The following is a 13792-nucleotide window of genomic DNA, read 5'->3' as shown; positions in this document are numbered from 1 at the left end:
GGGGTGAGGATGTTCGAGGAAGAAAACGCGCAATGGGGGCTGGTGCATGCCCTGGTGCTGGACGGTAAAGGCGGTGCGCGTTCGATTGCCCGGACTGAGCTGGATGACCTGCAGTTGCAGCCCCAGGAAAGCCTGTGGCTGCACTGGGATCGCAGCCATCCCCAGACGCAGACCTGGCTGCGCAAATCCAGTGGCTTGAGTGAATTCGCCTGCGACCTGTTGCTGGAGGAAAACACTCGCCCGCGCCTGTTGCCGCTGCCGGATTCGCAGTTGTTGCTGTTTCTGCGAGGGGTCAACCTCAATCCCGGCGCCGAACCGGAAGACATGGTCTCGGTGCGCATTTTCGCGGCGGCCAACCGGGTGATTTCCCTGCGTCTGCGCCCGTTGCGCGCCACCGATGAGTTGCTGTTGCAACTGGCGGATGGCAAGGGGCCGCGCACCGCGTCGGAACTTATCCTTTATATGGCGCAGTACCTGACCAATAAAGTGCAGGATCTGGTCACGGATTTGTCTGAAATCGTCGATGCCGAGGAAGAAAAACTCGATACCGACGAACGGTATACCCCGGAGCATGGCAGCGTGTTGCAGATCCGCCGGCGAGCGGCCGGGCTCAAGCGATTTCTGGCACCGCAGCGGGATATTTTTGCTCAGCTCACGCGGATCAAATTGCCGTGGTTCTGCGACGACGATGCTGATTACTGGAACGAATTGAACAACAGCCTCACACGCTATCTGGAAGAGCTCGAATTGACCCGGGAGCGCGTGGGGCTTGTGCTGGAGGCCGAAGACCGGCGCTTGAGCGTACGCATGAACCGCACCATGTACCGCTTCGGAATCATCACTGGAATCTTCCTGCCGATGAGCTTCCTGACCGGTTTGCTGGGCATCAATGTGGGCGGCATTCCGTTCTCGGCCAGCCCCTATGGATTCATGCTTGCGTGCCTGCTGATGGTCGCGGTGGCGCTCGGGCAATGGTGGCTGTTTCGACGGTTGCGCTGGGTTTGAGCTGAATATGAGCTGAACGTAGGAAGGGTCCCATGTGACCCCATGAAATTTACCCTCGTCTTTTAAATCACTTGCGAGAGGTCTTTATGCACGATCCGTTCGAACAGTCTTTGCGTGACATGCTCAATGCTTCGCCGTCCAACCGCGATGACGATGCTTGCCTGGGGCGCGTGTTGAAAACCGCCAACCGCCAGGTCGGGGCGGGGGATCTGTTCGGTCTGCTCGGTCGTTGGCTGCCGGCCTTGATGATGGCGCTGAACAATGGTTCTGCCCACGTTTCACCGGTTTCCCGTCGTAAACCTCTTGCTCGCACTGCTGATAAGGCTGATTGAATATGGAACTTGATCTCTGGACCCAGAGCCTGGTCACCGCGATGACCGCATTGTGGACCAAGGTGGCAAACTTCATTCCCAACCTGTTCGGTGCGCTGGTGCTGGTGTTGCTGGGTTTTGTCGTGGCCAAGCTGCTCGACACCCTGCTGTCCAAATTGCTCGCGAAACTGGGCCTTGATCGCTTGATGGCAGGCACCGGCCTGACCAAGCTGCTGGGGCGCGCCGGGTTGCAAGTGCCGATCTCCACACTGGTCGGCAAGATCGTCTACTGGTTCGTGTTGCTGATTTTTCTGGTTTCTGCCGCTCAATCCCTTGGCCTTGAGCGAGTTTCAGCTACGCTCGACATGCTTGCGCTGTATTTGCCGAAGGTTTTCGGCGGCGCGCTGGTGCTGCTGGTAGGTGTTTTACTGGCGCAGTTGGCCAACGGGCTGGTGCGCGGAGCCGCCGAAGGCGTGGGGTTGGACTACGCGGCCGGCCTGGGGCGGATCGCCCAGGGGCTGGTGATCATCATCAGTATTTCGGTCGCGATCAGCCAGTTGGAGGTCAAGACCGACCTGCTCAACCATGTGATTGTGATCGTTTTGATTACCGTTGGTCTGGCCGTTGCGCTGGCCATGGGCTTGGGTAGCCGGGAAATTGCCGGTCAGATTCTTGCAGGAATCTATGTGCGCGAGTTGTACCAGGTGGGCCAACAGGTGCGTGTGGGCGAGGTCGAAGGGCAAATCGAGGAGATCGGCACAGTCAAGACGACCGTGTTGACCGATGACGGCGAGCTGGTGTCGCTGTCCAATCGCATTCTCCTGGAACAGCAGGTCAGTAGCCGCTAAACCGGCAAACCCTGCTAATGTACGCCGCCGCGAACCCGGGTGACCGGGCCGCAGCGGACATTGACCTGACTGTCGGCACGACTTGTTTTGAATAAAGCCCAATCGCTGTCCACGCGCTATGACCCCCGTGAGCTCTCTGATGAGGAGTTGGTCGCGCGCTCGCACACGGAGCTGTTTCACGTAACTCGCGCGTACGAAGAATTGATGCGCAGATATCAACGCACTCTGTTCAACGTTTGTTCAAGGTATTTGGGGAACGATAGAGATGCTGACGATGTCTGTCAGGAAGTGATGCTCAAGGTGTTGTACGGCCTGAAGAACTTCGAGGGCAAATCGAAGTTCAAGACCTGGCTCTACAGCATCACGTACAACGAGTGCATCACGCAGTATCGAAAGGAACGGCGAAAGCGTCGCTTGATGGACGCTTTGAGCCTGGACCCCCTTGAGGAGGCGTCTGAAGAAAAGGCGCCGGCACCCGAGGAAAAGGGCGGGCTCGATCGCTGGTTGGTGCATGTGAATCCGATTGATCGGGAAATTCTGGTGCTACGTTTTGTCGCAGAGCTGGAGTTTCAGGAAATCGCCGACATCATGCACATGGGTTTGAGTGCTACAAAAATGCGTTACAAACGTGCTCTTGATAAATTACGTGAGAAATTTGCGGGCGAGACTGAAACTTAGTGCGTGGCAAATATCTCTTACGTGTAGGCAAGTTCTGTTAGACTTGTCGCCGAGTTGTCCCCCGGTTTGTGGGACTGCTTTACAATCACCAGATGGGGATTTAACGGATGAAACTGAAAAACACCTTGGGCTTGGCCATTGGTTCTCTTATTGCCGCTACTTCTTTCGGCGTTCTGGCACAAGGCCAAGGCGCAGTTGAAGGCGAGCTGTTCTACAAGAAGCAGTACAACGATAGCGTCAAGCACATCGAAGACGGCTTCAATCCTGGCGCTCGCATCGGTTACTTCCTGACCGACGACCTGTCCTTGGACCTGTCCTACGACAAGACCAACCACACCCGTTCGAACGACGGTACTGGTAACCAGAAGATCAAAGGCGATACCGGCAGCCTGGTTGCCCAGTATCACTTCGGTCAAGCTGGCGTAGACTCCCTGCGTCCATACGTAGAAGGCGGTTTCGGTCACCAGAGCCGTACCAACGTTAAGGCTGACGGTCACAGCGGTCGCGACCAGACCACTTTCGCCACTGTCGGTACCGGCGTTAAGTACTACTTCACCAACAACCTGTACGCTCGTGCCGGTGTTGAAGCTGACTACGGTCTGGACAACGGCAAGTGGGATTACTCCGCACTGGTCGGCCTGGGCGTGAACTTCGGCGGTAACGCTGGCGCAGCTGCTCCAGCTCCTACCCCAGCACCAGCTCCAGAGCCAACTCCAGAGCCAGAAGCTCCAGTTGCTCAGGTTGTTCGTGTTGAGCTGGACGTTAAGTTCGACTTCGACAAAGCCGTTGTTAAGCCTAACAGCTACGGCGACGTGAAAAACCTGGCCGACTTCATGGCTCAGTACCCATCTACTAACGTAGAAGTAGCTGGTCACACTGACTCCGTAGGTCCAGACGCTTACAACCAGAAGCTGTCCCAGCGTCGTGCTGACGCTGTTAAGCAAGTCCTGGTTAAAGACGGCGTGGCTCCTAGCCGTGTAACTGCTGTAGGTTACGGCGAATCCCGCCCAGTTGCTGACAACGCAACTGAAGCTGGTCGCGCTATCAACCGCCGCGTAGAAGCTTCGGTTGAAGCTACCGCTCAGTAATTACTGAGTTGTAGAAAAAACCCGGCTCAGGCCGGGTTTTTTTTCGCCTGCCATTTGTGTCATGCGCTGGCGGCGGCTGCGACATATGCAGCTTGTTCACTGGCGGCAACACGGCCTATCACCAGGATCGCCGGGCTTTTCAGGGCGAATGCCTGGGCATCCTCGTGCATGCGCGACAACAGGCTACGGCACTCGCGCTGCTGGGGCAGTGAGGCATTCTCGATCATCGCCACGGGCATGTCCGCCGCCATGCCACCCTCCATCAAGTGCTGACGAATCTCTTCCAGTTTGGCCACCCCCATATACACGACCAGGGTAGTCCCGCCTTCGGCCAGGGCGCGCCAGTTCAGTTGGCTGTCATCCTGGGTGTGCGCAGTGACCAGCGTTACGCCACGGCTTACACCACGCAATGTCAGGGGAATCCCACAGTTGGTCGCGCCTGCCAGCCCTGAGGTGATGCCATTGACCAGTTCCACCTCAATGCCCCGATCCCGCAGCCACAGCGCCTCTTCGCCGCCTCGTCCGAAAATGCACGGGTCACCGCCCTTGAGGCGTACCACGCATTTGCCCTGGCGTGCGTAGCGCAACATCAGGCGGTGGATAAAGTCCTGAGGGGTGGAGCGGCAGCCACCGCGTTTGCCCACGGTGATCACGCGCGCCGCGGCGCAGTGGTCCAAAACTGCCGGGTTGACCAGATCATCGATCAACACCACGTCGGCTTCACACAGGGCGCGCACCGCCTTGAGGGTCAACAACTCCGGATCGCCGGGACCTGCGCCCACCAACCAGACTTTTGCGTTCATAAGGTTGCCCTCGTGTAGAGATACTCAGTTGTGAAGGAGTGCATACAGCAGCACCAGATTGATCAACACCGACAGCAGTGCCACGGTTTGCCAGACTTTTAGCGGTTCTCGCTCCAGCAAAGGCCTGGGGCGGACGCTCAGCTCACGCCGGTCAGCCTGCTCCAGTACCAGTAGCCATTCTTCGGCGGTTTCGTAACGCTGCGACGGCTGGGCGGCCACCGCCCGTTCCAGGCTCAGCGGCAGCCAGTCCGGCAGGTCGGGGCGATAGCGGCTTGCGCTGACAGGCTGGGTGAATCTGGGCCGTTGGAAGGCTTCGATTTCGCCGTAGGGGTAATGCCCGGTCAGCAGGAAATACAAGGTGACGCCAACGCTGTATAAATCTTGTTGGGCAGTAGGCCCTTGGCCATTGAAGGCTTCGGGCGCGATAAAACTTGGAGTGCCCGGAAGTTCGTGGGCACGGTCTTCCGACAGGCCGGGGCAGTAAGCCAGGCCGAAATCCAGCACGCGCAACTCGCCGTCGTCCCCCAACAACAGGTTTTCCGGTTTGATATCGCGGTGCAGGATTTGCCGCCGGTGCAGCAGGCCCACGGCCCGCAGCAAGCGCTCGGCGACGGACTGCCATTGGGCCAGAGGCAGGGGCCCCTGAAGCTGGAACAGGGTGGCGAGGGTCTGCCCCGGATACTCGCGCATGACGTAATACAAGTGCTGCCGGCTACCGGCGCTGTGCACTTCTGGGAATGCGCGTCCGGCCATGCGCCGCAAAAACCACTCTTCGGCCAGCAAAGCCTGGCCGGCTTGGCTATCGTCGTCATGGCTCAGTGGCAAGGTTTTCAACAGCCAGGGCTGTTGCTGGGTATCGCGGACCCGGTAGAGCAAGGATTGTCGACTTTGCGCCACTAATGCTTCCACCCGCCAGCCTTCGAACGGTTGGCCGGGTTTCAATGGCGGTGGCAGCGGCCATTGCTGTAACTGCACCAGGGCGTCGCCGAGGGTGGCGGCACCCAAGGCATCAACGCGTACCAGCAACGCGCTGGCATTGTCCTGGCTGCCGGCCAAGTGGGCGGTGTTGACCAAGGTGGCCACGGCTATGTCCAGGTCCGCCTGCTCACGCAGGATGGCCTGGATGCTGTGCTCGGCCAAGGTTGCCCATACGCCGTCGCTGAGCAGCAGGAAGCACTCGCCCTCGCGCAAGTGGCCGTCTAGAAAATCCAGCACCACATGTTGATCCAGGCCCAGCGCACGTTTAAGGACGTGCTGCATGCCCGGCTGTTCCCAGACGTGATCCTCGCTGATGCGTTGCAGTTGGCCGTCCAGCCAGCGATAGACCCGGCAATCGCCGACATGGGCCAAGGTAAAACGCTGACCCCGAAACACCAGGGCACTTAGAGTCGTTAGCAGCGGCTGGCCACCACCGTTGGCTTGCAACCAGCGATTCTGGGCCAGCAGTAAACGTTCCAGTGCCTGGGCTACGCTCCAGGTTTGCGGCGTGGCGTAGTAGTCCATCGCCAGGGCTTGCAAGGTCGAGCGCGCGGCCAATCCACCATCGGCACATTGGCTGACACCGTCGGCCATGGCGCACAAATAGCCTTTGCTGGCCGCCAGTTCCGCCACGGGGGTGACCACCCGCAGCGCATCCTGGTTTTCCGGGCGCGGGCCGATGGCACTGGCCTGGGCGACGCTCAGTTGCAGGCTCATCAGACGCGTGCAGCCGTCACGGCGGCCGAGCCCCAAGTGGTTCTCCAGCGACGCTTGACGCCGTGCAGGCCGAACCATGCCAATACGCCCAGGCTGGCGAACAACCACAGGGCCAGTTGATAGCTACCGGTGCTCTGTTTGATCGCGCCCATGCCGGCCGCGAGCGCGAAGCCACCGATGCCGCCGGCCATGCCGATCAACCCGGTCATCACGCCGATTTCACGGCGAAAGCGCTGCGGAACCAATTGGAACACCGCGCCGTTGCCTGCGCCGAGACCGAGCATGGTGCAGACGAAAAGCGCCAATGCTGCGTACGAACTGGGTAGGTTGAAGCCCACGGCGGCAATGCAGATGGCCGCGATGCTGTACATGCCCAGCAGGGTGCGGATGCCGCCGAATCGGTCCGCCAGAGCCCCCCCCAGCGGACGCATCAGGCTGCCGCCAAACACGCATGCGGCGGTGTAGTAGCCGGCAGTCACCGGGCTGAGGTGGTATTGATCGTTGAAATATCCGGGCAATGCGCTGGCCAGGCCGATAAAGCCGCCGAACGTTACGCTGTAGAAAAACATGAACCACCAGCTGTCACGGTCGCCCAGGGCCTTGAAGTAGTCGGCCATGGATTTGGCTTTCGGCCGTTCAGGGGCATTGCGCGCCAGCCAGGCGAAGACCACCAGCGTCAAGATCAACGGAATCAGCGCAAACCCGAACACATTGCTCCAGCCAAACGCCGCTGCGAGCACCGGGGCCAGCAAGGCAGCGAATACCGTGCCCGAATTACCGGCACCGGCAATACCCATGGCCTTGCCTTGGTGCTCGGCGGGGTACCACTGTGAAGCCAGGGGCAGCGCCACGGCGAAGGACGCGCCGGCCATACCCAGAAACAGCCCCAGCAGCAGAGCCTGTTCGTAACTGTGGATGCCCAGTTTCCAGGCCCCGAACAGCGCGACAATCACGATCACCTGGCCGATCAGCCCGGCGGTCTTGGGCGACAGCCTGTCGGCCAGCATTCCCATCAGAAAACGCAGCACCGCACCGGCCAGGATCGGTGTTGCCACCATCAGGCCGCGTTGCTGGGTGGTCAATTGCAGGTCGGCGGCAATCTGCACCGCCAGCGGGCCCAGCAGATACCAGACCATGAAACTCAGGTCGAAATACAGGAACGCGGCAAACAGGGTCGGGGTGTGCCCGGATTTCCAGAAGCTTGATTTCATCACGCACCTCAACGGTTAGGAGTCTTGTAAGAAGGCCTGGTGATGGAACAGCCACTACGGCCGCCCCACCGGCCCCACACAGGGGCCAAAACGAAAAAAACGCCGCCACCGGGTTCGCGAGGGCAAACCGGATGTGCGACGTCTTTGTCGTGGAGGGGCAACCGCCGTTGGTTACCTGTGATGATTCATTAGCAAGAGCTGAGCCAAATCAACCGAGCAGCTCACTCATGGCGATGATCTGCTCTGCCACCTGGATCAATTTCTGCTGGCGGCTCATGGCTTGGCGGCGCATCAAGGTGTAGGCCTCTTCTTCATTGCAGTCCTTCATTTTCATCAGCATGCCCTTGGCCAGCTCGATGCGTTTGCGTTCCGCCAGCTGTTGGTCCCGCGCCTGCAACTGCGCGCGCAAGGCCTGATCGCTCTCGAAGCGGGCCATGGCCACATCAAGGATCGGCTGCAGACGCTGGGCCTGGATGCCTTCCACGATATAGGCACTGACCCCGGACTTGATGGCCTGGCGCATCACATTCGGGTCATGTTCATCGGTGAACATCACGATGGGGCGTGGGTGGTCGCGACTGACCAGCACCACTTGCTCCATCACATCGCGACCCGGTGACTCGGTATCGATCAGAATCACGTCCGGACGCACCGTTTCGACGCGTGCTGGCAGGTCGATGGTCAGGCCGGACTCGTCGATCACCTCGAAACCGGCTTCGATCAGCGCCGTGCGCAAGCGCCCGACCTTGCGGGGGGTGTCATTGATCAACAGGATTCGCAGCATGGCAGTTCTCCTGTCAGCGCAAGGCTTGGCGGTTGGCGTGATCGGCCAGCGCATGCAAGCGGAAGCTGCGGGCGTAGCCGTTCGGGTCCGAGCCGTCCCAGACTTTGCCGTCGATCAACTGGCTGCTGCGCAGGTCCTGGTCCCCGGCGTTGAGGCCCAAGGCGGTGGCGGCCTCGCGATACAGCGCCAGTTGCTGCACCTGGCGCGCCACGCCCAGGTAATCCGGGTCGTCGCGCAACAGGCCCCAGCGGCGAAACTGGGTCATGAACCACATGCCGTCGGAGAGGTACGGCAGGTTGACCTCGCCACCCGCAAAAAACCGCAGCGCGTGAGGGTCCTGCCAGTGGTTGCCCAAGCCGTCGTCATACGCCCCGAGTAAACGTGGCTCAATACAATCTAGCGGCGCGTCGAGGTATTCGCGGCCGCTGAGTAATTGCGCCGTGGACCGCCGGTTTTCAATGCTCTGTTCAATGAAGCGGCTGGCTTCGAGGATGGCCATCACCAGTACCCGCGCCGTGTTGGGGTATTGCTCGACGAACGCGTGGGTACAGCCGAGGACTTTCTCTGGATGGTTTGGCCAGATCGCCTGGCTGGTCGCCAGGGTAAAGCCCTGATCTTGCGCGACCGCGTTGGCGCTCCAGGGCTCGCCCACGCAAAACCCGTCGATCCGGCCGGCTTGCAGATGCGCAAGCATTTGCGGGGGCGGCACCACCACACTGTCAACGTCCTGCAACGGATGAATGCCTTGGCTCGCCAGCCAGTAGTACAGCCACATCGCATGGGTGCCGGTGGGAAATGTCTGAGCGAAGGTCAGTTTTGTTCGGCTTTGGTGCACATGGCGATCCAATGCCTCAGGAGTGACCACCCCTTGTTGTTGCAGACCACGGGAAAGATTGATGCTCTGACCGTTTTGGTTCAGGCCCATCAACACGGCCATGTCGGTGGGCGCCACGCCACCGATACCCAGGTGTACGGCGTAGATCAGCCCATACAGGCTGTGGGCGGCATCCAACTCCCCACTGACCAGCTTGTCACGCAGGTTGGCCCAGGAAGATTGACGCTTGAGATTCAGGGTAAGGCCGTAGGGTTGTGCGAAACCCTGGGTCGCCGCCACTACCAACGAGGCGCAATCGCTCAAGGCCATAAAGCCCAGGTCGAGAGTGCTCTTTTCCGGCGCATCGCTGCCGTTCACCCACGCCAGCGCGTTGCTTATCGGGCCGTTGCCCACCGAATCGTTCATCCGCACCTACCTTTTCATTCAAAAAAAAGCGTCGCTCCCTCAGATGGCGATGCATGGCCATTGCGGGTAACGACGCCTTTGTCCGTAAGCCCGTTCCGCCGTTGGTACGCGCTTTGATACAGAGTTCATAGCAAGGCACATGCCACGGGGTGAGCGTGATGGGCAGCCGTTAAATTTCCATCAAGATTGAAAAGAGGCGGCCTCGCAGTATGGCCGCTTTCCTCTGCCAGCCCCCAGGAACTTCCACGGTGTACGCTGACTTCCTCGAACGCATGTCTCGCCGCCGCCTTCGCCGCTGGTGGCTGTGTGCCGCGCTGTGGCTGGCATGTGGAGTGGCCTGGGGCGAGACCTATCAGGCCCGGGAGGAGAGCCTGCATACCGTGTTCACCGCGCTGTCGGTACCCTTTGGTCTGCCGATCGTGGTGAGTCGCGAGGTGGCGCGCAAACGCGTCAGTGGTCTGTTTGATTTGACTGCGCCACAGCAGACCCTGGAAGAACTGGCACGGCAGCATGGCTTGATCTGGTACAGCGACGGCCAAGGGTTTTATCTCTATGACGCCAGCGAAGCGAAAAGCTCGGCGGTGTCGTTGCGGCATATTTCCATTGATCGGTTTCGCAGCCTCATGCGTCGCTCTGGGCTGCAGGAATCCCACTTTCCCCTGCGTGCCGACGGCGCGCGCACATTCTATGTGTCCGGCCCGCCGAGCTATGTCGACCGGGTGTTGCGCCTGGCGCAATTGATGGACCGCGAGCGCGCTGAACTGCGCGTGGGTGACCAGGCCTTTGGGGTGGTTCAGGTACTCAACACCCATGTGGCGGACCGTGAGTACGCGATAGGTGAGGGCAAGGTCAGGGTCGCGGGGATAGCGTCAATAATCGAAGCGGTGCTGGCCAGTGAGCACAAGGGGGTGCTGGCCGACAAAAGTCTTGCGGTCATCGCTTATCCGGACACCAACAGCCTGCTGATCAGAGGCAAACCTGCACAGGTGCGGTTTATCGAACAACTGGTGGCGGAACTGGATACGCCCAGGCGATCGATCGAAGTGTCGCTGTGGCTGGTCGACATGGGCCGCGATGAGCTGAAAAAACTCAACCTGGTCTGGGATGAAGATGCCAAAACCTCGACCACTCGTGTCATGGAGCCGCTGGAGGATAACCGCCTGATGGCGCAGATCGCTGCGCTGGAGCGCCGCCGTCGAGCAAAGGTGGTGACGCTGCCGGTGATTCTGACTCAGGAGAACGTGCCGGCGGTGTTTAACGACAACCATACGTTCTATCTGCCGGCCCGCGCGGATGACACCGCCGAGTGGAAGCCTGTGCATTACGCCACTCAGGTCAGTGTGCTGCCGCGTTTTGCCGAGGCGAACGAAATCGAGATGCTCCTGGATATTGAGGATGGTCGCCCCATGAGTGCCAAGGGGCGGCGCGATAAACCGGCAGGGGTCGGGCGGGTAGGGGTCAGCAGCGTGGTGCGCGTCTCCCAGGGCAAGCGCCTGTGGCTGGGCGCGTTCCCCCGTGACTCGCGCGAACAGAGCCGTAGCACGGTGCCCGCACGCTCGGCTGATGTCCGCCTGTTTGTGATTCAGGCCCGCGCTGCCGCAGAAGAGGCGAAAGGCGCGGCCGCAGGCAGCGGGCCGCCTCCATTGACCGCGGCGCAATACGAGCGTGTGCAACGTGCGTTCGTGCGGCCAAATCGCGACGGATCCCGTGAATAAAGGCATTGACCCATGCATTTGGAAATTCTTCTGCAGGAACAACTGATCAGCCGCAAGCGTCTGGCCGCTTTTGCGCCAGGGAAGGTGTTGCCGTTGGCGCCAGCGGTCATTCACTGCGTGGAAGTTCGGGTCAACGGCCAACTGCTGGCCTTGGGCGAGTTGGTGCAACTGGAGGACCGCTTGGGGGTTGAGCTGCATGAGGTTTATCAAGAGTGGGCCCCAGGTGCGTTCACGTCGTGAAACGCCCTACGCAGTGATCCCAAAAAACGCAGGATCTCTGAGCTTTTTCCTAGGGTGGGTTGTCAGGCGGGTTTTTATAGTCGTCGCGTGGGCGCAAGCGCCAGTCAAGGAAATAAGGACTTCAATGTCAGTTGTCGGATACCGAGGTAGATATGGGCGTCGTGAATGATGAGTTGACGACGGTTTCCCTGGCTTTTGCCTGTTGGACCTTGCATGGCGATGGGCGCTTGACCGGTGAGGGCGCCGATATTCAATTGCCGCCCAAGGAGTGGCATGTCTTGCGATTGCTGCTGGTGTCGGGTGGTGCGCTGATGACTAAGGATCGCTTGCTGGAGCTGGTTTGGCCCCAAGGCGAGGTCGCCGAAGAATCCCTGACACGGTGCATCTACTCGCTGCGCAAACATTTGGGCGCCGACAAGGGGTTTATCAAGACGATCTACGGCAGGGGCTATCGCTTTAACTGTCCGGTCAAGGTGCGCCGAGACGGGCACACTCAAGGGGGGCAAGTGTGTTCTGCCTGCGGTCAGGTCCGACATGGATAAGCGTTGGAGCAAGGCGCTGCTCTTTGGTTGGTTGATGAGCGCGCATCCGGCGTTGGCCTACTGCTGGGAGGAAATTGCCGGTCGTTACGACATCGAACCGGAGTTATTGCAAGCCATCGCCGCGGTGGAGTCGGGCTATCGAGCTGACGCGGTAAACACCGCCAACAGCAACGGCACCCGAGACATCGGCCTGATGCAGATCAACAGCATGCATTTGCCGCGCCTGCTCAAGTTGGGGATTACCGAGGAGCGTTTGTTGAACGAACCGTGCCTGTCGGTGGAGGTTGGTGCGTCGATACTCGCCGAGTTTATCCAGCGCTTCGGCTACAACTGGACAGCAGTGGGCGCCTACAATGCGGGGCCGGGTTCTGGGCCGGAGCGCGATGTACTACGCCAGCGCTATGCCGAAAAAATCTGGGCGCGTTATGAGGCCCTGGTCATGCAGCGTTAGCGACGTTGGGCGGCATGCCTCGCCTGCGCGCGGTTACCCCGGCTATAATCGCCGCCACCTTCGTCGCCATCCGAGTCTAGCCCGCCCATGTATACCCTGGCCCGCCAGCTGTTGTTCAAACTCTCCCCGGAAACCTCCCACGATCTGTCCCTGGACCTGATCGGTGCCGGTGGCCGCCTGGGACTCAATGGTCTGGTGTGCAAGGCGCCGGCAAAAATGCCGGTATCGGTGATGGGGCTGGACTTCCCCAACCCGGTCGGGCTGGCTGCCGGCCTGGACAAGAACGGTGCGGCCATTGATGGTTTCGCGCAATTGGGCTTTGGCTTTGTTGAGATCGGCACCGTGACGCCGCGACCGCAGCCGGGCAACCCCAAGCCTCGCATCTTCCGCCTGCCGGAAGCCGAGGCGATCATCAATCGCATGGGCTTTAACAACCTGGGCGTCGATCACCTGCTGTCACGGGTCCAGGCCGCGAAGTACAGCGGCATTCTCGGCATCAATATTGGTAAGAATTTCGACACGCCGGTCGAGCGCGCGGTGGACGACTACTTGATCTGCCTGGACAAGGTCTATGCCCACGCCAGCTACGTCACCGTTAACGTCAGTTCGCCGAATACCCCAGGCCTGCGTAGCCTGCAGTTCGGTGATTCCCTCAAGCAATTGCTCGAAGCCCTGCGCCAGCGTCAGGAAGACCTGGCCGTTCGCCATGGCAAGCGCGTGCCGCTGGCGATCAAGATCGCCCCGGACATGAGCGACGAAGAAACCGTGCTGGTGGCCCAGGCCCTGGTGGATTCCGGAATGGACGCGGTGATTGCCACCAATACCACTTTGAGTCGTGCCGGCGTTGAAGGTCTGGCCCATGGTGACGAGGCGGGCGGTCTGTCGGGTGCGCCGGTCCGCGATAAAAGCACTCATATCGTCAAGGTGCTGGCCGCCGAGCTGGCGGGGCGCTTGCCGATCATCGCGGTGGGCGGCATCACTGAAGGCAAGCACGCGGCCGAGAAAATCGCCGCGGGTGCGAGCCTGGTGCAGTTGTACTCTGGCTTTATCTATAAAGGCCCGGCGTTGATTCGTGAGTCGGTGGATGCGATTGCCGCATTGCCCAGAAAGGCCTGAACGGCGCCCATAAAAAAGGGCTCCATCAAGGAGCCCCCTGGGCCGAAGCCCGCCGCCCGGATGGG

At 60.3% G+C, this 13792-nt stretch carries 15 protein-coding genes; 10 read left to right on the top strand and 5 right to left on the bottom strand.

Annotated elements, in window-relative coordinates; all coding sequences use genetic code 11:
• Nucleotides 1–9 precede the first annotated feature (9 nt).
• The 5 genes from HRH33_RS20140 (at nucleotide 10) to HRH33_RS20120 (ending at nucleotide 3930) form a co-directional block, all read left to right on the top strand.
• Nucleotides 10–1005, top strand: a complete 996-nt coding sequence (locus tag HRH33_RS20140) for a zinc transporter ZntB (RefSeq protein ID WP_167416853.1) — start codon at nucleotides 10–12, stop codon at nucleotides 1003–1005.
• 86 nt (nucleotides 1006–1091) lie between these two features.
• Entirely contained in the window at nucleotides 1092–1337 is a 246-nt protein-coding gene (locus HRH33_RS20135) for a hypothetical protein (protein WP_005790375.1), read from the top strand.
• A gap of 2 nt (nucleotides 1338–1339) precedes the next feature.
• Nucleotides 1340–2164, top strand: coding sequence for a mechanosensitive ion channel family protein (locus HRH33_RS20130; RefSeq protein ID WP_034099717.1), 825 nt, complete (start codon nucleotides 1340–1342; stop codon nucleotides 2162–2164).
• A gap of 87 nt (nucleotides 2165–2251) precedes the next feature.
• On the top strand, nucleotides 2252–2842 hold the full coding sequence (sigX, locus tag HRH33_RS20125; protein ID WP_034114827.1) for an RNA polymerase sigma factor SigX: 591 nt from the start codon (nucleotides 2252–2254) through the stop codon (nucleotides 2840–2842).
• A gap of 107 nt (nucleotides 2843–2949) precedes the next feature.
• Nucleotides 2950–3930, top strand: coding sequence for an OmpA family protein (locus HRH33_RS20120; RefSeq protein WP_167416854.1), 981 nt, complete (start codon nucleotides 2950–2952; stop codon nucleotides 3928–3930).
• Nucleotides 3931–3989: 59 nt separating this feature from the next.
• Here the strand turns inward: HRH33_RS20120 and cobA are convergent, their stop codons facing one another.
• The 5 genes from cobA to HRH33_RS20095 all read right to left on the bottom strand — a co-directional run bounded on the left by cobA (nucleotide 3990) and on the right by HRH33_RS20095 (nucleotide 9663).
• Nucleotides 3990–4733 (bottom strand): uroporphyrinogen-III C-methyltransferase, encoded by a 744-nt coding sequence (gene cobA, locus HRH33_RS20115; protein WP_167416855.1) that lies wholly within the window; start codon nucleotides 4731–4733, stop codon nucleotides 3990–3992.
• A gap of 24 nt (nucleotides 4734–4757) precedes the next feature.
• Entirely contained in the window at nucleotides 4758–6428 is a 1671-nt protein-coding gene (locus HRH33_RS20110) for a bifunctional protein-serine/threonine kinase/phosphatase (protein ID WP_167416936.1), read from the bottom strand.
• Entirely contained in the window at nucleotides 6428–7639 is a 1212-nt protein-coding gene (locus tag HRH33_RS20105) for a nitrate/nitrite transporter (RefSeq protein WP_034099712.1), read from the bottom strand. The genes HRH33_RS20110 and HRH33_RS20105 overlap by 1 nt, the downstream gene beginning before the upstream one ends.
• 208 nt (nucleotides 7640–7847) lie before the next feature.
• A complete protein-coding gene (locus tag HRH33_RS20100; protein WP_167416856.1) occupies nucleotides 7848–8423 on the bottom strand; it encodes an ANTAR domain-containing response regulator in 576 nt (191 codons plus the stop codon).
• Between the two features lie 13 nt (nucleotides 8424–8436).
• The gene (locus HRH33_RS20095) at nucleotides 8437–9663 is read right to left on the bottom strand and encodes a CmpA/NrtA family ABC transporter substrate-binding protein (RefSeq protein ID WP_167416857.1); all 1227 of its coding nucleotides are present in this window, start codon (nucleotides 9661–9663) and stop codon (nucleotides 8437–8439) included.
• A gap of 272 nt (nucleotides 9664–9935) precedes the next feature.
• Between HRH33_RS20095 and sctC the strand changes: the two genes are divergently transcribed.
• The 5 genes from sctC (at nucleotide 9936) to HRH33_RS20070 (ending at nucleotide 13727) form a co-directional block, all read left to right on the top strand.
• A complete protein-coding gene (sctC, locus tag HRH33_RS20090; protein ID WP_167416937.1) occupies nucleotides 9936–11378 on the top strand; it encodes a type III secretion system outer membrane ring subunit SctC in 1443 nt (480 codons plus the stop codon).
• A 12-nt stretch (nucleotides 11379–11390) separates the two neighbouring features.
• Complete coding sequence (locus HRH33_RS20085; RefSeq protein WP_173603540.1) at nucleotides 11391–11618, top strand: FliM/FliN family flagellar motor switch protein; 228 nt, start codon at nucleotides 11391–11393, stop codon at nucleotides 11616–11618.
• Between the two features lie 152 nt (nucleotides 11619–11770).
• Nucleotides 11771–12160 (top strand): winged helix-turn-helix domain-containing protein, encoded by a 390-nt coding sequence (locus HRH33_RS20080; protein WP_034138949.1) that lies wholly within the window; start codon nucleotides 11771–11773, stop codon nucleotides 12158–12160.
• Nucleotides 12153–12611 carry a transglycosylase SLT domain-containing protein gene (locus tag HRH33_RS20075; protein WP_123478849.1) on the top strand — a complete coding sequence of 153 codons (459 nt, stop codon included), beginning with the start codon at nucleotides 12153–12155 and terminating at the stop codon, nucleotides 12609–12611. Before HRH33_RS20080 ends, HRH33_RS20075 begins: the two co-directional genes overlap by 8 nt.
• An 87-nt stretch (nucleotides 12612–12698) precedes the next feature.
• Nucleotides 12699–13727, top strand: a complete 1029-nt coding sequence (locus HRH33_RS20070) for a quinone-dependent dihydroorotate dehydrogenase (protein WP_034138947.1) — start codon at nucleotides 12699–12701, stop codon at nucleotides 13725–13727.
• Nucleotides 13728–13792 lie beyond the last annotated feature (65 nt).

The sequence above is a fragment of the Pseudomonas rhodesiae genome, assembly GCF_013285305.1.
Classification (GTDB): domain Bacteria; phylum Pseudomonadota; class Gammaproteobacteria; order Pseudomonadales; family Pseudomonadaceae; genus Aquipseudomonas; species Aquipseudomonas rhodesiae.
Note: the sequence above shows the minus strand (reverse complement) of the source record. Positions and strands in the feature narration are given on the sequence as shown.

Bases quoted from the DNA above. Each gene is read 5' to 3' on its own strand.
- HRH33_RS20140 (WP_167416853.1), top strand. From the start codon at position 10: ATGTTCGAGGAAGAAAACGCGCAATGGGGGCTGGTGCATGCCCTGGTG.
- HRH33_RS20080 (WP_034138949.1), top strand. From the start codon at position 11,771: ATGGGCGTCGTGAATGATGAGTTGACGACGGTTTCCCTGGCTTTTGCC.
- HRH33_RS20110 (WP_167416936.1), bottom strand. From the start codon at position 6,428: ATGAGCCTGCAACTGAGCGTCGCCCAGGCCAGTGCCATCGGCCCGCGC.
- HRH33_RS20100 (WP_167416856.1), bottom strand. From the start codon at position 8,423: ATGCTGCGAATCCTGTTGATCAATGACACCCCCCGCAAGGTCGGGCGC.
- sctC (WP_167416937.1), top strand. From the start codon at position 9,936: ATGTCTCGCCGCCGCCTTCGCCGCTGGTGGCTGTGTGCCGCGCTGTGG.
- HRH33_RS20075 (WP_123478849.1), top strand. From the start codon at position 12,153: ATGGATAAGCGTTGGAGCAAGGCGCTGCTCTTTGGTTGGTTGATGAGC.
- HRH33_RS20105 (WP_034099712.1), bottom strand. From the start codon at position 7,639: ATGAAATCAAGCTTCTGGAAATCCGGGCACACCCCGACCCTGTTTGCC.
- HRH33_RS20095 (WP_167416857.1), bottom strand. From the start codon at position 9,663: ATGAACGATTCGGTGGGCAACGGCCCGATAAGCAACGCGCTGGCGTGG.
- HRH33_RS20135 (WP_005790375.1), top strand. From the start codon at position 1,092: ATGCACGATCCGTTCGAACAGTCTTTGCGTGACATGCTCAATGCTTCG.
- HRH33_RS20120 (WP_167416854.1), top strand. From the start codon at position 2,950: ATGAAACTGAAAAACACCTTGGGCTTGGCCATTGGTTCTCTTATTGCC.
- cobA (WP_167416855.1), bottom strand. From the start codon at position 4,733: ATGAACGCAAAAGTCTGGTTGGTGGGCGCAGGTCCCGGCGATCCGGAG.
- HRH33_RS20085 (WP_173603540.1), top strand. From the start codon at position 11,391: ATGCATTTGGAAATTCTTCTGCAGGAACAACTGATCAGCCGCAAGCGT.
- HRH33_RS20130 (WP_034099717.1), top strand. From the start codon at position 1,340: ATGGAACTTGATCTCTGGACCCAGAGCCTGGTCACCGCGATGACCGCA.
- HRH33_RS20070 (WP_034138947.1), top strand. From the start codon at position 12,699: ATGTATACCCTGGCCCGCCAGCTGTTGTTCAAACTCTCCCCGGAAACC.